Annotated in this window: 25 protein-coding genes; 9 read left to right on the top strand and 16 right to left on the bottom strand. The window is 59.6% G+C overall.

Annotated elements, in window-relative coordinates:
- Window positions 1-44: 44 nt before the first annotated feature.
- Window positions 45-839, bottom strand: coding sequence for an aldo/keto reductase (locus SE86_RS00195; protein ID WP_117354998.1), 795 nt, complete (start codon window positions 837-839; stop codon window positions 45-47).
- 183 nt (window positions 840-1,022) lie between these two features.
- On the opposite strand from SE86_RS00195, the gene SE86_RS00190 reads away from it, so the two are divergent.
- Window positions 1,023-2,099 carry a tyrosine--tRNA ligase gene (locus SE86_RS00190; protein ID WP_117353689.1) on the top strand — a complete coding sequence of 359 codons (1,077 nt, stop codon included), beginning with the start codon at window positions 1,023-1,025 and terminating at the stop codon, window positions 2,097-2,099.
- Here SE86_RS00190 and SE86_RS00185 read toward each other — a convergent pair whose 3' ends face one another.
- Window positions 2,100-3,095 (bottom strand): NAD(P)-binding domain-containing protein, encoded by a 996-nt coding sequence (locus tag SE86_RS00185; protein WP_211096591.1) that lies wholly within the window; start codon window positions 3,093-3,095, stop codon window positions 2,100-2,102.
- Between the two features lie 262 nt (window positions 3,096-3,357).
- On the opposite strand from SE86_RS00185, the gene SE86_RS07925 reads away from it, so the two are divergent.
- Entirely contained in the window at window positions 3,358-3,501 is a 144-nt protein-coding gene (locus SE86_RS07925) for a hypothetical protein (protein WP_158543042.1), read from the top strand.
- A complete protein-coding gene (locus SE86_RS00180; RefSeq protein WP_211096590.1) occupies window positions 3,488-4,855 on the top strand; it encodes a zinc ribbon domain-containing protein in 1,368 nt (455 codons plus the stop codon). The genes SE86_RS07925 and SE86_RS00180 overlap by 14 nt, the downstream gene beginning before the upstream one ends.
- 10 nt (window positions 4,856-4,865) lie before the next feature.
- On the opposite strand, the gene SE86_RS00175 is transcribed toward SE86_RS00180, so the two are convergent.
- From SE86_RS00175 to SE86_RS00160, 4 genes are read right to left on the bottom strand one after another with little or no spacing between them, the layout of a single operon-like run.
- On the bottom strand, window positions 4,866-5,435 hold the full coding sequence (locus tag SE86_RS00175) for a KH domain-containing protein (RefSeq protein ID WP_211096589.1): 570 nt from the start codon (window positions 5,433-5,435) through the stop codon (window positions 4,866-4,868).
- Window positions 5,432-6,214 carry a serine protein kinase RIO gene (locus tag SE86_RS00170; RefSeq protein WP_117353685.1) on the bottom strand — a complete coding sequence of 261 codons (783 nt, stop codon included), beginning with the start codon at window positions 6,212-6,214 and terminating at the stop codon, window positions 5,432-5,434. Before SE86_RS00170 ends, SE86_RS00175 begins: the two co-directional genes overlap by 4 nt.
- Window positions 6,211-6,546 carry a hypothetical protein gene (locus tag SE86_RS00165; RefSeq protein ID WP_211096588.1) on the bottom strand — a complete coding sequence of 112 codons (336 nt, stop codon included), beginning with the start codon at window positions 6,544-6,546 and terminating at the stop codon, window positions 6,211-6,213. The genes SE86_RS00170 and SE86_RS00165 overlap by 4 nt, the downstream gene beginning before the upstream one ends.
- A gap of 3 nt (window positions 6,547-6,549) precedes the next feature.
- Window positions 6,550-7,590, bottom strand: a complete 1,041-nt coding sequence (locus SE86_RS00160; RefSeq protein WP_117353683.1) for an NMD3-related protein — start codon at window positions 7,588-7,590, stop codon at window positions 6,550-6,552.
- Window positions 7,591-8,045: 455 nt separating this feature from the next.
- Here SE86_RS00160 and SE86_RS00155 point away from each other — a divergent pair, with 455 nt between their 5' ends.
- Window positions 8,046-8,897 carry an NAD(P)-dependent oxidoreductase gene (locus SE86_RS00155; RefSeq protein WP_117354994.1) on the top strand — a complete coding sequence of 284 codons (852 nt, stop codon included), beginning with the start codon at window positions 8,046-8,048 and terminating at the stop codon, window positions 8,895-8,897.
- Window positions 8,898-8,977: 80 nt separating this feature from the next.
- Here the strand turns inward: SE86_RS00155 and SE86_RS00150 are convergent, their stop codons facing one another.
- The 4 genes from SE86_RS00150 to tmk all read right to left on the bottom strand — a co-directional run bounded on the left by SE86_RS00150 (window position 8,978) and on the right by tmk (window position 11,373).
- The gene (locus tag SE86_RS00150; protein WP_148666716.1) at window positions 8,978-9,430 is read right to left on the bottom strand and encodes a hypothetical protein; all 453 of its coding nucleotides are present in this window, start codon (window positions 9,428-9,430) and stop codon (window positions 8,978-8,980) included.
- Between the two features lie 39 nt (window positions 9,431-9,469).
- Window positions 9,470-10,291 (bottom strand): hypothetical protein, encoded by an 822-nt coding sequence (locus tag SE86_RS00145; protein WP_117353679.1) that lies wholly within the window; start codon window positions 10,289-10,291, stop codon window positions 9,470-9,472.
- Window positions 10,292-10,367: 76 nt separating this feature from the next.
- On the bottom strand, window positions 10,368-10,673 hold the full coding sequence (locus SE86_RS00140; protein WP_117353677.1) for a transcriptional regulator: 306 nt from the start codon (window positions 10,671-10,673) through the stop codon (window positions 10,368-10,370).
- A gap of 52 nt (window positions 10,674-10,725) precedes the next feature.
- The gene (gene tmk / locus SE86_RS00135; RefSeq protein ID WP_117353675.1) at window positions 10,726-11,373 is read right to left on the bottom strand and encodes a dTMP kinase; all 648 of its coding nucleotides are present in this window, start codon (window positions 11,371-11,373) and stop codon (window positions 10,726-10,728) included.
- Between the two features lie 149 nt (window positions 11,374-11,522).
- Here tmk and SE86_RS00130 point away from each other — a divergent pair, with 149 nt between their 5' ends.
- Together SE86_RS00130 and SE86_RS00125 are read left to right on the top strand one after the other, a co-directional pair.
- The gene (locus SE86_RS00130; RefSeq protein ID WP_117353673.1) at window positions 11,523-12,794 is read left to right on the top strand and encodes a divalent metal cation transporter; all 1,272 of its coding nucleotides are present in this window, start codon (window positions 11,523-11,525) and stop codon (window positions 12,792-12,794) included.
- On the top strand, window positions 12,751-15,168 hold the full coding sequence (locus tag SE86_RS00125) for a DNA polymerase II (protein WP_117353671.1): 2,418 nt from the start codon (window positions 12,751-12,753) through the stop codon (window positions 15,166-15,168). The genes SE86_RS00130 and SE86_RS00125 overlap by 44 nt, the downstream gene beginning before the upstream one ends.
- A 346-nt stretch (window positions 15,169-15,514) precedes the next feature.
- On the opposite strand, the gene dnaG is transcribed toward SE86_RS00125, so the two are convergent.
- Together dnaG and SE86_RS00115 are read right to left on the bottom strand one after the other, a co-directional pair.
- A complete protein-coding gene (dnaG, locus tag SE86_RS00120) occupies window positions 15,515-16,843 on the bottom strand; it encodes a DNA primase DnaG (protein ID WP_117353668.1) in 1,329 nt (442 codons plus the stop codon).
- Between the two features lie 125 nt (window positions 16,844-16,968).
- Complete coding sequence (locus SE86_RS00115) at window positions 16,969-17,511, bottom strand: hypothetical protein (RefSeq protein ID WP_117353666.1); 543 nt, start codon at window positions 17,509-17,511, stop codon at window positions 16,969-16,971.
- Between the two features lie 90 nt (window positions 17,512-17,601).
- Between SE86_RS00115 and SE86_RS08275 the strand changes: the two genes are divergently transcribed.
- Together SE86_RS08275 and SE86_RS07920 are read left to right on the top strand one after the other, a co-directional pair.
- On the top strand, window positions 17,602-17,724 hold the full coding sequence (locus SE86_RS08275) for a hypothetical protein (RefSeq protein ID WP_257791316.1): 123 nt from the start codon (window positions 17,602-17,604) through the stop codon (window positions 17,722-17,724).
- Window positions 17,691-17,834, top strand: coding sequence for a hypothetical protein (locus SE86_RS07920; RefSeq protein ID WP_158543041.1), 144 nt, complete (start codon window positions 17,691-17,693; stop codon window positions 17,832-17,834). The genes SE86_RS08275 and SE86_RS07920 overlap by 34 nt, the downstream gene beginning before the upstream one ends.
- Before the next feature lie 97 nt (window positions 17,835-17,931).
- Here SE86_RS07920 and SE86_RS00110 read toward each other — a convergent pair whose 3' ends face one another.
- From SE86_RS00110 to SE86_RS00100, 3 genes are all read right to left on the bottom strand, one after another.
- Window positions 17,932-18,225, bottom strand: a complete 294-nt coding sequence (locus tag SE86_RS00110) for a hypothetical protein (RefSeq protein ID WP_117353664.1) — start codon at window positions 18,223-18,225, stop codon at window positions 17,932-17,934.
- Window positions 18,216-18,533 (bottom strand): winged helix-turn-helix domain-containing protein, encoded by a 318-nt coding sequence (locus SE86_RS00105; protein ID WP_117353662.1) that lies wholly within the window; start codon window positions 18,531-18,533, stop codon window positions 18,216-18,218. The genes SE86_RS00110 and SE86_RS00105 overlap by 10 nt, the downstream gene beginning before the upstream one ends.
- A 99-nt stretch (window positions 18,534-18,632) precedes the next feature.
- A complete protein-coding gene (locus tag SE86_RS00100) occupies window positions 18,633-20,237 on the bottom strand; it encodes a hypothetical protein (RefSeq protein WP_117353660.1) in 1,605 nt (534 codons plus the stop codon).
- Between the two features lie 156 nt (window positions 20,238-20,393).
- Here SE86_RS00100 and SE86_RS00095 point away from each other — a divergent pair, with 156 nt between their 5' ends.
- Window positions 20,394-20,990, top strand: a complete 597-nt coding sequence (locus tag SE86_RS00095; RefSeq protein WP_117353658.1) for a class I SAM-dependent methyltransferase — start codon at window positions 20,394-20,396, stop codon at window positions 20,988-20,990.
- Here SE86_RS00095 and SE86_RS00090 read toward each other — a convergent pair.
- Window positions 20,987-21,619 carry a LysE family transporter gene (locus SE86_RS00090; RefSeq protein ID WP_117353656.1) on the bottom strand — a complete coding sequence of 211 codons (633 nt, stop codon included), beginning with the start codon at window positions 21,617-21,619 and terminating at the stop codon, window positions 20,987-20,989. The genes SE86_RS00095 and SE86_RS00090 overlap by 4 nt on opposite strands.
- Between the last annotated feature and the right edge of the window lie 28 nt (window positions 21,620-21,647).

Here is a 21,647-nt window from a genome sequence, read left to right as displayed (position 1 = left end):
CCCCGCTCCTCGTCCTGAGCAGCTTCCTGACGAAGACTACACCGTCAAAGGGACCTGAGGTAGTTATAGTCCTCCTCGCTCAGGCTCCACCCAACGGCCCCGAGTATCTCATCTATGTGCTCCTTCCTCGAGGCCTTAGGTATAGGTATTGAGCTCCTAAGAAGGTAGTTGAGGGCCACCTGCACAGACGTCTTGCCGTACTTCACGCCGATCCTCCTGAGCCTTTCATCTGAGGCTATAGAACCCCTGCCCAGGGGCGAGTAAGCTATTATTGCCACGTCCCTCTCCCTGGCGAAAGGCACCAGTTCCCTCTCGGCCCACTTGTTGTAGACGCTGTACTCCACCTCGTCAGCCACCACCTCGTGCCTCCTAGCGAGCCCCATGGCCTCCTCGAGCAGCCGCCTGTCGAAGTTGCTGACGCCCATGCACCTTATAACGCCCATGTCTATGAGGTCCTCAAGGGCCTTGATGGACTCCCTGAGCGGCACCTCACTGCTCGGCCAGTGGAGCAGGTAGAGGTCTATAGCCCTGACGCCGAGCCTCCTCCTGCTGGCCTCCGCAGACCTTATCAGGTCGTCGTAGCGGAAGTGGTTTGGCCATACCTTGCTTACTATTATAACATCGTCAGCCACGTCAGCCAGGGCCCTGCCTACCAGCTCCTCGGAGTGGCCGCCGCCGTACATCTCTGCAGTGTCAAAGACCCTTATTCCCCTCTCGTAGGCGTACCTTATCGCGCTAACGTAGAAGTCGTCCCTGCTGTAGTCAGGGGCCCAGTAGCCGCCTCCCATGCCCCAGGTGCCCAGGCCCAGCTGGGACGCCTCCTTGTCGCATAGCCTCATGTTAAGCCCCCACAGGTCGAGGAACCCTAAGGTTTTAAGTTCAGGCAATAGCCTCTGGTGTCGGCGATGAGGAGCCAGCTATCCCTGAGCAGTGAGGAGAATGGCCTTTGCTGAGCCGCTCGTTGCGCTGCCGAAGCTGCGAAGCTTTTTAGCTTCCCACTAAAAGCGCATGATAGGATCACCTTGGACGTGGAGGAGAGGCTCTCGCTGATAACTAGGAACCTGGTCGAGGTAATAACCTACGACGAGCTCAGGGAGAAGGTGAACTCCGGCGTCAAGTTGAAGGGTTACATAGGCTACGAGCCCAGCGGCCTGGCCCACATAGGGCACCTTATATGGATGTTCAAGGTGAAGGACCTGGTGGAGGCGGGCGTCGAGTTCAACGTTCTTGAGGCCACGTGGCACGCCATGATAAACGACAAGCTCGGGGGCAACGTGGAGCTCATAAGGAGGGCCGCGGTGCTCTTCAGGGAGATTATGAGGTCCCTCGGGGTCCCGGTTGAGAGGGTAAACTTCGTGGACGCCGAGAGCATGGCCTCGGACAAGGACTACTGGGCCCTTGTGCTCAAGGTCATGAAGATGACAAGCCTTGCCAGGATGAAGAGGGCCCTGACTATAATGGGCAGAACAGTGGACGAGGCAGAGCTGGACTCCTCAAAGCTAGTCTACCCAGCCATGCAGGTCTCTGACATAATTTACATGGACCTTGACATAGCACTCGGGGGCCTGGACCAGAGGAAGGCCCACGTGCTTCAGAGGGAGGTGGCTGAGAGGCTCGGCAAAAAGAAGGTCATAGCCATCCACACGCCAATACTCACCGGCCTCGAGGGGGGCAAGAGGATGGACAACGCCGAGAGCGACGAGCAGGCGGCTGCCTTCAAGATGTCGAAGTCGAAGGCCTCCTCAGCCATATTTCTCAACGACAGCCCAGAGCAGGTCAGGGCTAAGATAAGGGCGGCCTACTGCCCACCGAGGCAGGTCGAGCTGAACCCCGTCATTGAGATAGCCAAGTACATACTCTTCTCGAGGCCAGGCTTCGTGCTCCACGTCGAGAGGCCGACGAAGTACGGCGGCCCCGTCGACTTCGCCAGCTACGCTGAGCTTGAGAGGGCCTATGTTGAGGGCAGGCTGCACCCGCTTGACCTGAAGGAGGCGGTGGCGGATGCCCTCAACACCCTGCTGGAGGCCCCCAGGAAGCTCTTTGAGAGGCCAGACATAGCTGAGCTCGTGTCAGAGGTTGAGTCCAAGGTAAGCAGGTGACTACCTCCTGCTGAGGGCCCTGAACAGCCCCTCCTCGGCCCTCGCCATGGTTAAGCTCCTGGCCGCCTCCCAGAGGGCCTGGAACTTAGGCCTCCCGGCGAGCTGCTCAAGGGCCCACTCCCTGGCAAAGTCGCCGAGCCATATCTGCCTGGCCTCGTCCTCAACTATTCTCCTCACCTCCCCGTAGAACCTGAAGGCCCTGCTGAGCTGGCCGTACTGGCTCGTGGTCGAGTGAAGCCTGAGCTGCTCGAAGGCGCCCATGGTGGCCATCTGCGACGCGACCTCGGCCATCTCGCCTGAGGCGTACATCTCCAGCAGCACGGCCTCCGGCGGCACCCCGTACTCCTCTGTGGCCACGTCGAAGAAGGCCATGAAGCTGGCCAGTATGAGCGGCCAGTTAGTGTGCTCGTCGAGGAGGTCTATGAGCGCCTCCTGCTTGAAGGTGACCTTGACGGCCGCGCCGCCCGGCCTCCCTATGGCCCCTATGCCCTGGGCTATGGCAAGGGCGTAGTCCCACGCGCGGCCGCTGCTGTCGTTCGCAACTCCCACCAGGACCGGATAGCCTCTCCCCCTCGAGTGAAGCTCAAGTATGCCAGCCCCTATCATCCTCGGGGCCACCATGACCACGTCCCAGGAGCTGGGCGGCCTTATGAGACCGAAGGCGACGTTGTAGCCGCTGGCGAAGTCAAGGACCACGCCCCTGCTGCCGACGGCCGACTCTATGTCCTTGAAGACTCCGGGCTGAACCTCGTCAGGGAGGAGCAGCATTATGACGTCAGCTCTGGCGGCCGCCTCGGGTATGTCGTAAACCTTGAACCCGTCCCTCTCCGCCTTGGACCTGTACTCGTCCCTGGCGTTGCCAACTATGACGTTAAGCCCGCTGTCCCTCAGCGCCTTGGCCTGGGCCTCGCCCTGGTTCCCGTAGCCTATGACCGCTATGACCTTGTCCCTGAGGGGGGCAAGGTCGGCTGAGAAGACCAGACCCGAGCCCGACACCCGAAACCCCTAGTATTGCAAAGCGCGGCAGTAGAAAAGCATGGAGGCTGTTTCATTGCTGGTGATTGATGATTAGGTTTATGAGCTCTGATTTTGTTTTATTATTAGTGTCAACATCTTTGGAGAGGCTGCTGAGGCCTAGGGAGGCCTGTCAAAGGCTGGCATCAGTTATTCTGCCCTAGCTAGCTGGCCTCCTCCCCATCCTTCAGGGCGGGGCAAGGCTTTTAAGCTACTGTTTGCTACTTCTGTAGTTGGTGCGAGGGTGCCTGTCACCGAGCCCATCAGGGTCAGGAGGGAGACCAAGGAGGAGCTGAACAGGCTGAAGGTTCACCCCAGGGAGACCTACGACGACGTGATAACCAGGCTAATTGAGGAGTACAGGAGGTGTAAGGGTGTACAGGGCTAACATAGCCAGGCTGGCAGTAGATGAGGGGGCCGATGAGGAGCAGAGAGGAGCAAGTGAAGTTACAAGGACGGTTACCGTGAGGTCTGAGCAGCTGCCCAGGAGGACCTTCAAGGTATTTGTTGAGCTTGAGGGCATGTACAGGAACATGGTCGAGCAGCTAGTCCTATATGCCGTTGACAATAACATAACTAAGTTCACCAGGCTAAAGGCTGAGAGGTACCGCGAGGTGAGGTCACTCTACCCTCAGCTTCCCTCACACTACGCATACACCGCCTGCCAGGACGCAGCAGAGAGGTCCCACTCGTTCCTTAAGCTAAGGAGGACGGGGAGGACCAGGAAGCCCCACCCCGAGGTCAGGGGCGTCAGCATATGGCTCGACGACCATTTGTGGAGGGCCGAGGGGCTGACGTCGGTGAGCCTGGCCACCCACAGGGGCAGGGTCAGGGTCTCCATTGAGATCAACAGGCACATCCTGAGGTACGTTAACAGGGGCTGGAGGCTCTCCTCGGAGGCAAAGGTCAAGCTGGATCACAGGGAGAGGAGGCTGATATTCTACCTAACGTTCAGGAAGGAGGTCAGTGTGTACAGGCCGAAGGACTACATCACAGTTGACGTTAACGAGAACGCTGAGGCAGTCCTCATTGACGGAATTGTCTACCTTTTTGAGACTGGCCTGAGCAGGGTGACCCTGGGTTATTATTACAGGAGGAAGAGCGTCCAGGAGAAATATGACAGGGTCTACGGCCCGGGCAGCAGGCCAGCGAGGAGGATATTCAGGAGGCTGGGCAGCAACGAGAAAGCTCTGAAGAGGGATATAAGGTGGAAGCTGGCCGCGCTAATTGTAAGGGAGGCCGCCAAGAGGCAGGCGGCCATAGTACTTGAGAGGCTTGGAAGGGAGCCAGCTAATCATATGATAGAGCGCATTAGGAACCCCCAGCTCAGGCACAGGATATTCCAGGCGGCTTTCAAAGGAGTGCAGAGGGCCATTGAGGAGAAGGCGAGGGAGTACGGGGTTCCAGTGATTTACGTTAATCCTAAGAACACCTCAAGGAAGTGCCCTATACACGGCGCTAAGATAGTCTACGGTAAGGACAGGCACGGCACATGCTCAAAGGGAGGCGAGACCTGGCACAGGGACGTGGTTGCGTGCTACAACCTCCTTTTAAGGGCCCTCGGTGGCAATGGGGGCCATGCCCCAAGCCGCGTGAGGGCTTTAACTCCTATAGATGGGGGCCCCGTGCCGTTGGGCCCGACGGCCGCCCATGAGCCTACGCCGATAGCCCGTGGGGCGTGGGCGAGGTGGAAGTCCCTAGGTGCAACAAATAAACATAAACAAATGAGAACAAACACCTAGGGACAAACGGCTACTTGTACCAGAGCTCCGTGGCCTCCCTCCTCTTGAGGTCCCTCATCATGGCCTCGAGCCTCTTGTAGACGGTACCGTGCATCTTGCCCTCGACCAGGAGCTCAACGCCGTGCCTGGCTATCATGGCCCTCTCGTAGTCCCCTATTATACCGACCTGGCCGCCGTCGCTCACCGCCATCTTGACGCCTGTTATCTCCTCTATGGCCCTCTTGGCCCTCCCGTTCTCCCCAATTATCCTGCCGAGGACCCTCCTCAGGTGGTTCTCCCTGTCATTGACGGCCGACTGGACGTCCACTACGACAAGCATAGTGTCATCGTCAAGTAGCTCTGTTATGTCCTGCTGCTGGAACCCTATGACTATCGCCTTCACAATGTCCCTCGCCTTGAGCACGTTGGCTGAGCCCTGGGGGCTGGCGGTCTCTATTATCACGGCCGAGTTCTGCTCATCGACCTTGACTGACAGACCAAGCCTCTCCCTTATGGGCTTCTCAAGGGCCTTGAGGCCCTCCTTGACCCTCTCAAGGGCCTCGGGCGGCACGGGCTCGTAGGCCCTCGCCTGTGGCCTCACCTGCTCTCCAGACATCCCTCTAAGGACCTCCTGAGGCTCTCCTCCCTCTCGCTCACGTCCAGCCAGTGAGAGAAGAAGCTAAAGACGTTACTCACGTCCCTCTCAAGCAGCTCCCTCGACTTTGGGTGCTCGAGGCTGACGGCCTGGGCCACATCTATTATCCACGGCCTTCCCTCCCATATCATGACGTTGTACTCGCTCAGGTCACCGTGGACCAGCCTCGCCCTGCAGACCATGCTTTCCACGTCCTTAATCAGCATTTCAAGCATCCTCTCAAGGTCCTCGGCCTCAAGCTCCCTGGCGGCCTCAACCAGGAGGGGGGCCCTGAGCCCTCCCTCGCCAAGGAACCTCATGACGAGCACGTTGCCGGAGACGGCTATAGGCTGCGGCACGCTGACGCCGGCCTTAGCCATCTCAGAGAGGTTGCTGTACTCCTTCCTGGCCCAGAGGTAGACGAGCTCCCTGAACTTTGAGGGCAGCGAGGGGAACCTGGGGTCGCCTGAGATGTAGTTCTTTATGCTCTTCCTGAACTCGGCCGAGGATGTCAGGAATATCTTGACTGCAACGTCCTCCCCCTTCCAGCCCTTGGCCCAGTAGACCCTGGCCTCCTTGCCAGCGCTTATGGTCCCCCTGAGCTCCCTGAATGCCTTCATGGTGTTCTTGAGCCTGTATATGTGGTAGTTAGTGAAGGAGTCAAACACCTCCTCAACGGTCTTAATAACGTCCTCGTCCTTTACCTTGCTCTTCTCCCTGTCAACCCTAAGCCTGTGCGGGCTCAAGAAGCGCCCTCACCACTCATGAGGTCGAGCAGGTCCTTGGGCACGAGGCCCTTCCTGCTGAGGTCCTTTGACTCCGACTCGCTATACCTGTAGACGAGCTCGCCCTTGTTGTCGGGGGTCCCCCAGGGCAGGAAGAGCACGAGGTCGCCCTCGTGGACCCAGACCCTCCTCCTCATCTTGCCGGGTATCATAGCCATGTACTTGTTGCCGTCAGCGCATATGACCTCGACGAAGTTACCTCCCACTATCCTCTCAGTGACGCAGAGCATTGTGCCCTCCTCGTCGCTGGGGAGGGGCATCTCGCCCTTGCCCTGCCTCCTCCTGTCTACCAAGCGCTACCCTTCCCTCCTGACAAGGTATATGCGCCTCCTGGATAAATAAACTAAGTACCTCTCGCCCTCGTTAAGGCTCTCGGTGAAGGCCTCCACCTGGTCAGATGGCACCTCTATTGAGTCCTCGTCGCTGACTAGGACGTACCTGTTGCCCTGCCTGCTCAGGAGCATCATGCTCTTCAGGTTCTGCCCCTGGTACAGGCTGAAGCCGCTGTCCCACAGCCTCTCAGGGCTCATCATCACCCTCTTGTCCGTGTCCAGGTTCACGAGGAGCATGCCGTTCTTGGTGTCCCCGAGGTAGAACATGGGCGAGCCCTCGACCTCTATTAAGTCGCCAGGCGACAGGGTAGCGAGCCTGGCGGAGACGTAGAGCTTCACCTTCTCGCCCATGCCCTTGAACGTCTCGACCACCTTAGCGTTGAACTCTGACCTGAGCCTGGCGGCCAGGACCCTGGCGGTCGGGTGGTCCCTCATGTAGACGTCTATGCCCTCCTTAAGCTCCTTCACCTTCACCACGTCCTCGCTGACGGAGTCTATGATCCTCCTGAGCCTCCTGAGGGCCTCGCCCTTAAGGGGCCTCGGGTACGACCTGACCTGGACCACAGCGGTGTAGCCCTCGCCAGTCTTGCGGGACGAGCATATTGGGCAGAGCGTGGGCTTCAGTATGACCTTCACCACAGCGGTCTCGCTCGCCGTGACGCTGCCGTACCTGCCCTCAAGGTCAACGTAGGCCCTAGCCTCCTTCCCAGCTATCTCAAGCCTCAGCCCCTTTATTGTGACCTCCTCTATGGGCTCGACGGGCTTAACCCTGTTAGCCAGATATGCCTCTAGGTAGTCAGCTATTGACTCCTCGAGGCTCTCATAGGGGTCCGACCACCTCCCCATGGACCTGTGGGCGTGGCACGAGGTGCAGTAGGTCACCTCGACCTGCTCAGGAAGCTGGGCCACGCCGTACTTCTTTACGAAGCAGTCCTTGCAGAGGTTGCCTATGAACTCCACCTCAGCGCTGCTCCTGCCGCACATGGGACATATCTTCTCTGGCAACCCTGACTACCTGCTACTCCCACTCCTGCCAAAGCGCCCCCTAAAGCAATATATCTTGCTGATGCTGTTTGCCCCTAAAAGGGCAGGGCCCTCCAGCTGACCTCCTCCCCGCCCTGAGGGGCGAGGGCCCCCATGGCGGATCATAGGTTCATGGCTTATCGCCTTCACCTTCATCACCTCACGGCTGGCGGGAAACTGTCCAACCGCTCCGCTCGTCCAGCGGCAGGCCGCGGGCCGGGCCTTCGGCCCGTTACCCCTCGCCGCGGGTTAGCCCTCAGCCCGTGAGTCCTTTGGACTTGAGGATATGTGCCTGCGTGGGGATACGCGCACACTTACTACGCCCGCCATGCACTTCCACGTGCGCTGCCCCCTTAAACTGTTGGGAATTTTAAAAGCTCTACCCCGGCCCCTGAGATAGGGCGAGCTTGTAGTACCTTTTGTCAGGGGGTGGGCTGATGAAGGTAGCAGTTCTCGGCACGGGCATAATGGGCTCAGCCATGGTGAGGAGGCTGAGCTCCCAGGGCTTTGAGGTGGGGGTCTGGGACAGGACTGCTGAGAGGGCTGAGGCTATAGCCAAGGAGGTCGGCTGCCAGGCCTTCAGGTCCCCCTGGAGGGCCGCGGAGGACGCTGACGCTGCCGTGGCGTTTCTCTCTGACGACAACGCTGCCATATCTGTGGCGGCCGAGATGAAGAGGGCCGACGGGCTCCTTTTCATCAACTCCTCAACGATAACTCCAAGCACCAGCAGGGCCCTGGGCGAGCACTTCGCCGGCCTCGGCATATGCTACGTCGAGGCCCCAGTCATAGGAGGCGCCAACGACATAGTGAGCGGCAAGGCCCTCTTTCTGGCCTCGGGGGACGGCAGCTGCATAAGGCTGTCAAGGAAAGTCCTCGAGGCCGCTGGGGAGGTCGTTGAGGTAGGCGGCCTAGGGCAGGCCATGGCGCTGAAGCTGGCCTACAACGCCGTCCTCGTAACGACCATGTCGTCCCTAGCCGAGGCCCTGTCGCTCGCCGAGGCATACGGGGTCGACGCTGAGAAGCTTAAGGCTGTTATGGGGAAGACCGCCTTCGCGGGGGTCGCGGAGAAGTACATAGACAGGATGCTCAAGGGGTCAGAGGTTCACTTCAGGCTCTCCCTGGCAGCGAAGGACCTTGAGTACGCCAGCAGGGCCTCCTTTGACGCCGGCCTCCCAGCTACCGTCACATCAGCGGCGGCAAGCCTCTACAAGCAGGCTGAGCTCCACGGCCTGGGGGAGCTGGACTACACGAAGATTGTCGACTACGTCAGGCCCAGGAAGCCCTCATAGCCTTGGACCAGCTCTTCACGGCTCAGCAGCGGTCCACCTAATCATCGGGCCTCCCTGAAGTCCCCTCCGAGGCTTAAAGCTTAACCCACGAGCAGCTGGAGCCTAAAAGACGCGAGGCCCTGCAGCCTCTCCACGTCGCAGGCCGCCTCGCTGGGGCTTCCTACTGAGAGGCCCAGCTCGCCTGCCGCCTCCCTCAGCCTCCCCTCGTCATCTGATGCTATCACTATGACTCTACCTCCCCTCGTGGCGCTGAGGGCCTCTGAGAGCTGCCTTGACCTCGTGGCGTAGAGCAGCGCCTGCAGGTGCCTCTTCCTCAGCCTCACCATGCCCTGGACCTCGTCCTCCCTCGAGTACAGCAGGTAGAGGGCCGCCTCGCAGGGGTCAGGCCTTCCCCTGAGCCTCAGCACGAGGGCCTCAAGCCCGTGCCTTGAGGAGACCTCCTCAAGGGCCTCGTCGCTGACATTGGCCTCGCACAAGGCTACCATCACTTTACTCCATGGGACCTTAACTGAGTAGACGCTGCAGGCGCTCAACGTCGGTCCGCCCCAGGAGGGCCTGGCAGCGCGAGATGATTAGCTCAGCCCCGGCACATTGAGGTCAAGCCTCTCGGTCAGGTTGCCTACTAGGTACACGGGCTGCTCAAGTCCCACATGATAGTAGACCGGCTCCTGAGAGCCGTTGAAGGCTAATATCGTAGGGACGGCGCTGACGTTGTGCGAGAGGAGGAAGCTCTCAACCCCGGCGACCGCCGGGTACCAGGCGTTGCTCTCCTGCTGGGTCACGTTGAAGCCGAGTTCGTCGGCCATCTCTATCAGGGTGTAATTTGTAGGCATCACCAGCTGGTTCACCTCATGGTTAAGGTATAGCTCTATATTCCTGGTGTAGTAGGCGTAGTTGAAGTCGAGCAGCTCAACGAAGGCCTTGGGGCCGTAGAGCTTGTAGACCTCGTAAAGTATCTCGAGCATCTGCACCGAGTACTGGTGTATCGGGAGGCCGAGGAAGACCACCCTCGCCTGGCTCGTGTTCAGTGATACGTAGTAGAAGAAGGGCAGGGTCGCGTTGAGCTCAAGGGAGCAGTAGGGGCACTCCGGGTCGTAGATTATGACTATGACCTTAGAGGAGTTCTCAGGGCCCAGCGAGATGACCCAGCTGGAGTTGAGCGACTCGATGGAGCTCAGCGTGAGCTGCTGGACGCTAGTTGTGCTGACAGCTGGAGCTGAGCTTGAAGTCACCGTAATGCTGGAGGTCGTCGGCTGGCTTGAGGCGGTGCTGGCGTGCGGGGCCGCGCGGGGGCCAAGGATTGCTACCCCAGCTATGGCAGCCACAGCAACAATTATAATTATGATGATCGTTGACGTTGTGCTTAGGCTTAATCTGCTCAGCCTGCCCCTCAAAAGTTCACCCATGCCACGTGTGAGGCCGCTCAGAAATAATAAAAGTTCACGGCACTTTCTCTATAACAAACATATTTTACTTCTGATCCTTGCCGCCCTCCGATGAGGGGGCCTGTTTCTGGGCCGTTATGTTCTTCAGCTCACTCTCCAGCTCCTTCTCTATCTCCTCTATGGGCTTAGGCGGAGGCGTCGTGAGGAGCGTGTAGCCTATCCACGCCAGTATAGCAAGGACAACCACTATCAATATGGAGTCCGTCAACTTGAGCAGGAAGTATGAGGCCATATTAGCCAGCGACGGGTACCACATGACGAAGTTGTAGACTACTATAACAAGCACAGATATGATCAGCAGCGCCGCGCCTGTTGTCTTGTCCCTTGCCATGAGATCACACCTGGCCCAAGGGTCTCTCGTCGCCTCAAAATTTAACCTTTTCTCAACGGCGGGACTCCTCGAGCAGCGCGCTGACCTTATCAAAGAGCAGTGACGAGAACGCCTCAACATCCATTACCTTGCCGTCCCTCACCTGGCTCAGCCTCAGGACCCTGGCCCCCCTGGCCTCTGCCTCCCTGAGAACACCTTCGAAGGCCTCTTTGACGGCCCTCAGGAACCGCTCTGTCTCATAGCCCTCCCTCACCTCCCTGCTCATTACCCTGGCCACTGCGACCTCCACAGGCACGTCTATGAAGACTATTATGTCCGCCTCGGGCGCGAAGCTGTTGACCTCCCAGAGCCACCCCGGGTCAGCCCCCGAGGCCCCCTGGTAGGCGATTGAGCTGTACTTGTACCTGTCCATGACTACTACGTAGCCCTGCTCCAGCGCCCCAAGGACGCCACCGGGCAGGCTGGGGTCCTGGCTGAGGTGCCAGGCCCTGTCCGCTGCGAAGAGGAGCGCCGCGACCCTGGGGTCAGGCCTCCCGGACGCCAGGAGCTGCCTTATCAGCTGCCCGACCGGACCCCCTGTGGGCTCCTTCGTGTAGACCGCCCTGAGGCCCACCCCTGACAGCCTTGAGGTCAACAGCCTTGAGTGTGTCGTCAGGCCGCTGCCGTCTATGCCCTCAAGCGCTACTATAATACCCCTCAAGCCCCAGCCTAGGCCCTAACTGCTCCCCTTCAGTTTTATTCACTTATTGTTACCTAGAATCGGATAAGCGGTATTAAATAAATAAGATTAATGTTTAGGCGCACTTAAAAGCCTCAGAGCCCGACAGAAAGGATGGTGTAGCTGCAGGGTTGAACGCCAGCAGTATCAGGGACGCGCTGAGGACCTTCGGCCCAGCGTGGCTAGTGATGATAGCTGACGTGGACGTGGCCTCAATAGTGACTGGCTTCCAGGTCGGGGCCACGTGGGGCTACCTGATGGTAGGCGTGATGCTAGCCCTCACAGTGCCTCTCTTCGTAATACAGGACGTGGCGGGCGTGCTGGGGACCGTCTCAGGCATGGGCCTGGGGACTGCCATAAGGCAGCTCTATGGCCGAAGGGCTGCCCAGCTGGCATCAATACCGATGGCAACAGCTGACGTCATGGAGTATGTCGCTGAGTATGCTGGCATAGCGGTCGGGCTGAAGCTTCTCGGCCTCCCCGTGCTCCCTGGGCTGCTGACGGTGTTCCTCATACACATAGCCGTGGCCTGGAGCGGAAGGTACAGGCACACAGAGGCCGCGCTTCTCCCGATAAGCTTCGTCCTGGTCGCCGCCCTGCTGTTAACCGCCTTTATGGTGAGGCCCGACCCCACAAGGCTCGGCACCTCGCTGTTGTCGCCGTGGCCCATCTGGAGGCCCGACTTTGACTACATGTTAGCGGCGAGCGTTGGCTCTGTAATAATGCCATGGATGCTGTTCTTCCACTCCGGCGCGGACGCCAGGAAGGGCCTGAGGCCAAAGGACCTGAGGCCGGAGAGGGCTGAGACCCTGTTAGGCGCAATAGTGTCTGAGCTTCTCATGGCTGCAACCGTGATTGTTGGCATCTTTCTCGGCCAGAGGGTGGGGGACGCGCTCAACGCTGAGGCGCTTACAGAGGCCCTGCAGCCCCTCGGGAGCCTGAGCAGGTATGTCATGGGAGTCGGCTTCATTGCCTCAGGCTTCCTCGCCCTCGTGGTGATCTCCATGGCTTCCGCCTGGGGCTTCCTGGAGGCTGTTAACTTCAGGAGGGGCACGCTGGCCTACAGGCTCACCTACGTGGTTGAGAGCGTCCCAGCTGTAGTGATAGTGGCCCTCTCGCTCAGCGGCCTCATAAGCCTCATACTTGACCTCATGGCGGCCTTTACAATAATCCTGGCGCCACTCCTCTACATGCTTGGCAAGATAGCGTCAAGGGAGGACGTTGCTGGGGAGGCCAGGCTAAGGGGGCCAGGGCGGCGGCCTACTGGGTCATGTCTGCCCTCGTCGTTGCCAGTGGCCTCATGGCCCTGGCGGCCTCGCTTTGAGCGTAACACCTTAAGGCCTCGCCTCACACCAGTACATGGTGCAGCTGGTGGTCGAGAGGCTCACGTTTCAGCTCCTTGACGTAAGCTACTCGATCGAGGGCGGCAGGCCTATAATAGAGCTGTGGGCCAGGGACTCAAGGGGCAGGAGGCTCCTGCTCCTGGACGACGCCTTCAGACCATACTTCTACGTCCTCCCCAGGGATGGCGAGGACACTGACAGGCTGGCGGCCGAGCTGAAAAGGCTCTCAAAGACCAGGAGCCCAATAACCTCCGTTGAGAAGGTCAACATGAAGTACTTCGGTAGGCCCGTCACGGCCCTCAAGGTCACCACCGTGATACCGGAGACGGTCAGAGACTACAGGGACGCAGCCGCAAAGCTGTCGGGCGTCTCAGACGTCCTTGAAGCTGACGTCAGGTTCTCAATGAGGTACCTCATAGACCTGAACCTCTACCCCATGAGGTGGTACGTCGCTGAGGTCGAACAGCTGGCCAGGAGCGACGTGATAGCTGACGGCTCCTACAGGCTACTTAGTAAACCTGAGGAGGACCCCTCTCTAGCTGACGTTGACCCGCTCGAGGGCCTGAGGGTAATGGCCTTCGACATAGAGGCCTATAACCCCCAGGGCTCCCCCAACCCGGCCAGGGACCCAGTTATAATAATAGGCCTGGCGTTTAACGACGGCGAGAGGCTCCAGCTCCAGGCCTCAGGGCACTCAGACAAGGAGGTCATACAGAGGTTCGTTGACATCATTAAGAGGAAGGACCCCGACATAATAGTTGGCTACAACCAGAACTCCTTCGACTGGCCCTACCTGCTCGAGAGGGCTAGGGCCAACGGGGTGAAGCTTGAGGTAGGTAGGAAGGCCGGGGCCGAGCCCACGCCCAGCGTCTTCGGCCACGTGTCGGTGCAGGGGAGGCTGAACGTCGACCTCTATAACTTCGCTGAGGGGATAGAGGAGGTCAAGGTCAAGACACTTGATGAGGTGGCAGACTACCTGGGCGTCATGCCTAAGGACAAGAGGACTAACGTGGACTGGTGGAGGATAGCCGAGTACTGGGACGACCCCGAGAGGAGGAAGACCCTGCTGGCCTACAACATGGATGACGTTGTGTCAACCCTGGGCTTGGCGTACCAGTTCCTGCCCTTTGGGGCCCAGCTCAGCCAGATAAGCGGCCTCCCGCTCGACCAGGTCGCAGCGGCAAGCGTGGCCTTCAGGCTTGAGATGAGGTTCATGAGGGAGGCCAGAAAGCTGGGTGAGCTGGTGCCCAACAGGGCTGAGGAGGAGAGTAGGGAGCTTGAGACCTACACAGGGGCTATAGTGCTTGAGCCCAGGCCCGGCATACACCACAATGTGGCCGTCCTGGACTTTGCCAGCATGTACCCGAGCATAATGGTCAAGTACAACGTCGGCCCCGACACCCTCATAAAGCCGGGGGAGAGCTGCGAGAGCGTTAACGAGGCGCCCGGCGTTAAGCACAGATTCTGCGCCGACAAGGAGGCCTTCTTCAGGAGGGTCCTCGAGAGGTTCCTCAGGTGGAGGGCCGAGGTCAAGGCTGCCATGAAGAAGTACCCGGAGGGCAGCCCGCAGTACAGGCTGCTGAACGAGAGGCAGAGGGCGATAAAGGTGCTCGCCAACGCCAGCTATGGCTACATGGGCTGGGCCGCCGCGAGGTGGTACTGCAGGGAGTGCGCCGAGTCCGTGACGGCCTGGGGCAGGGACCTGATAACTAAGGCCGCCTCCCTGGCCAGGTCCCTCGGCCTCAAGGTTTACTATGGCGACACGGACAGCCTCTTCGTTGAAAACGACCCCGAGAAGGTTCAGAAGGTTATCGATGAGATAACCAAGGGCCTTGAGTTTGACATAAAGGTTGACAAGGTCTACAGTAGGGTCTTCTTCACGGAGGCCAAGAAGAGGTACGCGGGCCTCACGCCTGACGGCAAGATAGACATAGTTGGCTTTGAGGCCGTGAGGGGCGACTGGAGCGAGCTGGCCAAGGAGGCCCAGGCCCAGGTGGCTGAGCTGATACTGAGATATGATGACGTTAAGAAGGCCGTTGACTACGTCAAGGGCATCATAAACGACCTGAGGTCCAACAAGGTCGACGTGGAGAAGCTGGTCATATGGAAGACCCTAACTAAGAGCGTTGACAAGTACGAGGCTGAGGCCCCGCACGTCTACGTAGCCAAGATGATGGAGAAGCTGGGATTCAAGGTGGACGTGGGCTCGAAGATAGGCTACGTCATAGTCAAGGGTGACGGACCGCTGTCCAGGAGGGCCAGGCCCTACTTCCTTGTCAAGCCTCAGGACGTGGACGTCAACTACTACATAGATAAGCAGGTCGTGCCAGCCGTCATGAGGATACTCGGCTTCTTCGGAGTGAGCGAGAGGGAGCTAAAAGCAGGGGGGAGGCAGGCCTCCCTCTTCGACTACCTGAAGAAGAGTGATGAGTGAATTGCCCCGCCCTCACGGGCGGGGCACCCCACCTCGCGGTGATGACTTCCTGCCTCCCAGGGCGGCCTCGATCCCCCTCGCCCACAGCGGAGGCTCCATCGGGCGGAGCCGCCCTGTGGCGCCCCGCGCGGAGGAGGGGTTGCGGAGGCCGCCCTCCGCAGGCGTAAGTTCCCCAGCCCCGAGGGCGCGGCCTCAGCCCTTACAGCCAGAGGCCTGCACATGTCTCTTCTATAATTTATGAATAGTTTATGATTGATAACTATAAAAAACTTTTCTATGGGGGCTATCCATCCCCCACCTCACGGAGGGGACTTTCGCCCCCTTAGCCCCCATAAAGTTTAAAAAGTCACACGATGTCGCTAAAGGTCATGAAGACCACGTCGCCCTTCCTCGAGGAGACCCTGCTGCCTATCCTGGCACCTATGAGAAGGGCGACGCCCTTCTCGGAGGCCGCGTCCAGGAGCCTCTGGGTTATTATGCCATCAAAGACTACAGCGTAGACCTTGCCGGACTCCACCTGCTGCATCCAGTTGAACAGGTCCTTTACCTTAAGCCTCGCCACCTCGTTCCAGGACCTGTCATAGGCGACCGCCTCAAGAGTGCCCTTGAGCTCCTTCATGCTGTCGAGGACCTGCTTCGGCATTATCAGGGAGGCGACGCCCGCCTGCTGAGCCGGCTGAGGAGCGGCCTCAGGCTGCTGAGGGGCCTGCTGGACCGCCTGCTCGGCCTGGGGCTGTTGGGCGGCCTGCTCGGCCGGCTGAGCAGGCTGCTGAACCTGGGCAGCCTCCTGGGGGGCCGGCTGCTGCACAGCTGCCTGCTCGGCCGGCTGAGGAGCGGCCTCAGGCTGCGCAGGGACCATGCCAAGCTGCTTCATGGCCTCCTCCGCTGGTACCATCTGGGCCAGGGCCCTGGCTATCTCCTTCCCCGTGAGCTGCTCTACCTCCATCCCCTTGGGAGCCCTGGCCACATAGTCAACGTGCATCTGCGAGAGCACGGTCCTCATTATCATCTCGCCGCCCCTGTCGCCGTCGACGAAGAGTATGACCTTCTTGCCTTTGGCCACGTCAAGTATTGTCTTCGGCACCCTCTCCTTTGCTCCGCCTATGGCTATGGTGTTGGCGTAGCCGTACCTGCCGAGGTTTATGACGTCGGCCCTGCCCTCAACTATTATTATGGTGTCCGACCTCTCAACCTCAGGCCCAGCCGGCAGCCTGTCCTCGCCGTACTCTATCACCCTGGGCTGGGCCTCGGCCTTCTGCGAGACCTGCCTGACTATCTCCTTTATGTCAGGCTCCTGCTCCTTGACGCTCTGCAGGAGCTCGCGGGCCCTCTGAACTATCCACTTAAGCTTCTCGGCCCTCAGGTCCTCTATGGACTCAACGGTTATCCTGGCGCTGTAGGGGCCCACCTTGTCGACGGTCTCTATCATGGCCGCAAGTATTACGGTCTCAACCCTGTCAAGATTGCTCGGTATCTGCATCTCGCCGACGGTCTTTGTGCCCTGGTACTTGAGGTCTATGTGAACCCTCCCTATCTTGTCCTTGTTCTGAAGCTCCTCCAGGTTGAACTCAGACCCCAGGAGCCCCTCGGTCTGCCCGAAGACGGCCCCTATTATGTCGTGCTTCTCAACCCTACCGTCCACTTCAAACGATGCCCTTATCAGGTACTTCAGCAAGTCTCACACCTCTTCCTTGCCTAAGAGGGCTCTGTCTTGGCTACCCTCCTTCCCACTTAGCCAGCTGGAGGCGCGGAATAAAAAGCCCTTTAACTAGGGCCGAACGCCTTGGCGCCCGCCTTAGCCTAAGGCTTGCCGCTCCTCTGGGAGAGCATAGTGTAAAGCTTCTCCATCATCTCCTCCTCCGTCATGGGTCTCTCGACCTTCTCGCCCCTGGCGGCCCTCTCGGCCCTCTCAGGGAAGCTGAAGACAACGTTGCCCAGGTCCCTCTCGGTGAGCAGGCCCTCGTACCTCTCGCTGTAGACGACCCTTGAGCCTTCGCTGAGGAGCAGCGCAGTGGTTGGTGACGCCTTCACCTCATACCCTATGAACGTCATGGCGGCCCTCGCCGAGGTGCACTGCTGCGTGAACCAGTCGCAGAGCACTATGTAAAGCCCGAAGCCCCTCAGCTTGTCAATGTTAGACTCAACGAAGGGGTACCAGTGAAGGTCATACCTCCTGCAGACCGGGCACAGGGTGTTGTCAAAGTAGACCAGGGAGTACCTCTCGGCCGGCACCAGCGGCGAGGCAGACTCATCAAGCTGGACCCAGTAGCCGCTGTCGAAGTCGTACCTGTAGACGCCGTTGATCGAGTCCTTGCCGAGCCTCTTGGCCCTTACTGGCTCCACTCCACGCCCCCTCGCCTAGTGTTGGCTATTGGACAAAAACCCTTTTCTCAGCGCCTTTAACCTACGCAAGGCCTAGCAGCGGGAGGCGCCTTGAGCGAGGAGAGGGTGAGGGAGCTGCTGAGGTCCTCGGGCGGCTCAGCCTACGTGTGGGAGGTGGAGCAGGATCTGGGGAAAGCTAGGTGGCAGGCGCCGACGAGCTTGAGGAGGCCCTAAGGAGACACCCGGACTGGGACGAGGGGCTGCCGAGGGAGCTCGCCAGGGGAGAGGCAGGGCCAAGTGAAGAAAGAAGGCTAGCCTTTAATAAAATACTAATGAAGAAATGAAATAAAGCGCGCGACGGCCTCAGAGCTCCTTTGCGGCCCTCTTTACCAACATGTAGGCCAGCGGCAGCACAACTATGATGCCAGGCCGCTTTGCGCTTCACTCCCTCACGGCCATTGTGAGCAGCGCTATGCCGGTGACCTCAAGGGTCACTATGGTAAGCATGGGCACCGCTACGTCGGCCGAGAACCTCAAGGCAAGGTGCACGGAGAGCGCCAGCGTAACTAGCATCTGGGCCGTCAGCACGCCTACCGTGGCGGTCACCCTCCTGCCTATCGACGTCCTCCTGGCGGCAGAGCGAAGGTAGAAGGCGAAGACGTAGGCCGAGAGCGCCAGGCCCACCACGGAGAGGCCTATCTCGACGCTCCAGAACGACATGAGCGTCAGCGCCAAGGCCTCCCACCCTCCTTCATCATCCTCCTCACCCTCTCCAGCGACTCGGTCAGGTCCTTCGAGGGGTAGTAGAGCTGCCCGTACCTAGGCCCCTCGCTCTCCACAAGTCCCGCCTCCATGAGGATCTCAAGGTGGTGCCTAATGGTCCTGTAGTTGACGCCCAGGGCCTCGGCCAGCTGGTTAGCGTTGGCAGGCCCCTTGATTATCTGCTCGGCGATCCTGAGCCTCATCTCCCCTCCCCTGGTGCCGACGAACAGCCACCACAGCATGTGGTCCCAGTCCCTGAAGCCGAGGCCCTTCCTAGCCATTCATGGGGCTCCGGCTCCTCCTGTGAGGGCCCAGAGTAAATAAGTGAAAGGTCAAAATAAAAACTGTTTGACCTGAATCTATTCCCCAACCCCAGCCCCTCAGCCCTGGTACTGGCCGGGCGTGTAGCCTGGGGCGACGTCAGAGATTGGCAGCGGGTGCACTATCCAGTACTCGTTGACTATCTGCCACTGCATGGCCGTGGTGTTGTACTGGTAGTAGAGTATCTCAGTCACGTTCAGCACGAACTCCTGCGGATGCGGGTTAGAGGCCGTCGGGAACGGGAACACAACGAACTGCAGCGGCGCCTTCGCCATCGCCGTGTCGCCCTTTACCTGCACAGTGGGCGGCACAAGGGCGTACCAGACCACGTACTCGTAGGTGTTGTCGAACTTGGTCCACGTGGCGTTTATGGCGGTGATGCCGGTGTAGTTGCCGCTCAGAGGCCCGCCTATCCAGTGCAGCGTGGCGTTCGGGGCGTACTCGGAGATTATCAGGGAGGCGTTCTCAATGGCTATGTCGTTCCAGTGGCTCATGGCGGCCGCCAGCACCATCTGCTGCTCTACGTAGGTCTGCGGCGGGTAGCCGGCGATCACGTCGCTCAGCGATAGGGGCTTCACCTTCCACACCTCGTTGACGAGCTGGAACTGCGCAGCGCTAGCGTTGTAGACGTACGTGAGCACCTCGGTTACGTTCAGCACGAACGGATGTATCGGGACAGCGGTTGGCGCTACAAGGAACTGGACGTAGCCGGTCACGTTGAACTCGGTGGGGCTCACCTGCGTCACGGTTGGCGGTATTATGGTGTACCAGTAGACGGTCTCGTAGGTGTTGAAGAACTTGACCCAGGTGGCGTTGATAGCCGAGATGCCAACGTAGGTGCCGCTGAGGGGCCCACCTACCCAGTGCAGGACCGCATTAGGCGCGTACTCCATCATGACGAGCTGCGGGCTCTCTATAGCTATGTCGTTCCAGTGGCTCATGGCGTCAGCCAGGACCGCGCTCTCCGCCAGGGCCTCCTGGCCTGGGTACCCAGCTATTACGTCCGTCAGCGGCAGCGGCTTCACCTTCCAGACCTCGGTCTCTATCTTGTAGCCGCTGGAGGTGTTGACGTAAGTCAGGATCTCAGTCACGTTGAGGACCAGCACGTTTATCGGCGCTGACGTCGGCGCCACCAGGAACTGCGCGTAGCCCGTGGCGTTGTAGACGCCAGGCGACACCATGACCACGCTGGGCGGTATTATGGTGTACCAGTAGACGGTCTCGTACATGTTGAAGAACTTGTTCCAGACCGACTCTATGGAGCTTATGCCGCTGTAGGTGCCGCTCAGGGGCCCTCCTACCCAGTGCAGAGTTGCGTTGGGCAGGTACTCTGGGGCAACGAGGTCTATGTTCTCTATAGCTATGTCGTTCCAGTGGCTCATGGCAGCGGCAAGGACCACGTCGGCCTGCTGGTTCTTGTACTCGCTGAGGAGTGTAGAGTACTCGCCCTGAAGTGCGGAGTAGCTGCTGTTGAGGCTCGAGTACTGGCCCTGCAGAGTGGTGTACTCGCTCTTGTAGGTGCTGGCCTCGGAGCTGACGTTGCTGTACTCTGACTTCAGGCTTGAGTACTTAGAGGCCAGCGAGGAGTACATGACTCCTAGGACACCAGCCACTATCACCAACACTACTACTAGGGCCGAGAGGCCTGCTAGCCTTGCGTCCACTCTCTCGCCTCAAGGGGTTTAGGTGAACTTAAATTAAATTTCCTTTTTCAGAATTATACACAAAACTGTTACAAATTCCTCTTCCCCTCAGAACGCATCAAAAAACTGCTTTAACATAAAGATATCTACCTCAACTTTTTAAAATATGTGCTGCCCTTGGCCCAGGGCATCAACATGAAGGAGAGCGACTTCAGGGACCTGGAGCTCAAGCTCAGGCTTGACTCGGACTCGGCCGGCGTGAGCAGGATAGACTTCGAGGACGGCCTCGTCCTCTACTCGGTGCTCTTCACCCACCTGAGCGGGGCCTCAGGAGCCAAGGTGCTCGACCTTGGCTCAGCCATGGGGTACTCTACCCTCTGGATATCAAAGGCCCTCGAGGAGGCCTGCTCAGGCCCGTGTGACGTCATAGCTGCCGAGCTGAGGGGCGAGAGGGTGAGGGCTGCCCAGGACTTCTTCAAGGGTGTGGAGCTCAGGAGCGCGAGGGTCTCCTTCGTAGAGGGCGACGCCGTGAGCCTCCTGGAGGGAATTGATGATGAGAGCGTTGACGCAGCCTTCGTTGACGTCCACGTGAGCCTCTACCCTAAGGTGGCCGAGCTCCTCCTGAGGAAGCTGAGGCGCGGCGGGGTGGCCATGTTCCACAACGCCATAAGGCCCCCTCCCCCAGCTGAGACCTTCCAGGTGCTCAGCCGCACTGGCTGGCGCTTCGCTGTGGTGCCGACGCTGGAGGGCATACTGATAACTAGGAAGCCCTAGAGGAGCGCGGAGAGGGCGTAGGCGCCGGCGACAGCCATTACAGCTGCCAGGGCCACGAGGAGCGCCCCGTAGCTCTTGCCTGACAGCCTCCTACCCTGGTGGCCGAGGGAGGAGAGCAGGGTGAGCCAGGCGAAGTCCATCCAGACGTGGCTGGGGTACATCACTGCGTAGCCAAGCAGGAGCCCCATCGTTGAGGCCAGTTCCACGAGCGCCATGCCCACTGTGAGCCACCAGAGCAGGAAGAACGGGTTGAGGGCCGTGAGGGCGAGGCCTGAGAAGTACGGCCCCGAGGCCGGCGGGTCCACCTGAGCAGCCTGCCGGCCCCTGAGGTACCTTAGGCCGTCCAGGATGGTCGTCGCGGAGAAGTAGGCTATGAATGCCCCCATGAGGGCCCCTAGGCCATACCTGACGGCCGGGAGCCCCAGGGCCCACCTCAGCTCGTAGGCGGCCATGCCAATGGCGACGACGAACGGGAGCTCAAAAGTCATGTGACCGGCCGCCATCCTTAGGCCAGCCCTCCACGACCACCTGGCGCCGTTAATCATCGCGGCCGTCGACAGGGGACCGGGCGAGAGGGCACCGCTGGCGCTTATGGCAACGGTGAGGGCGACGAGCCTCAGTGGGTCCATCTTAGTTCACCAGACTACCGCGGGGCCA

Source organism: Acidilobus sp. 7A, from assembly GCF_003431325.1.
Lineage (GTDB): Archaea > Thermoproteota > Thermoprotei_A > Sulfolobales > Acidilobaceae > Acidilobus.
The sequence above is the reverse complement of the archived record's forward strand: the minus strand, read 5'-3'. Positions and strand labels throughout refer to the sequence as shown.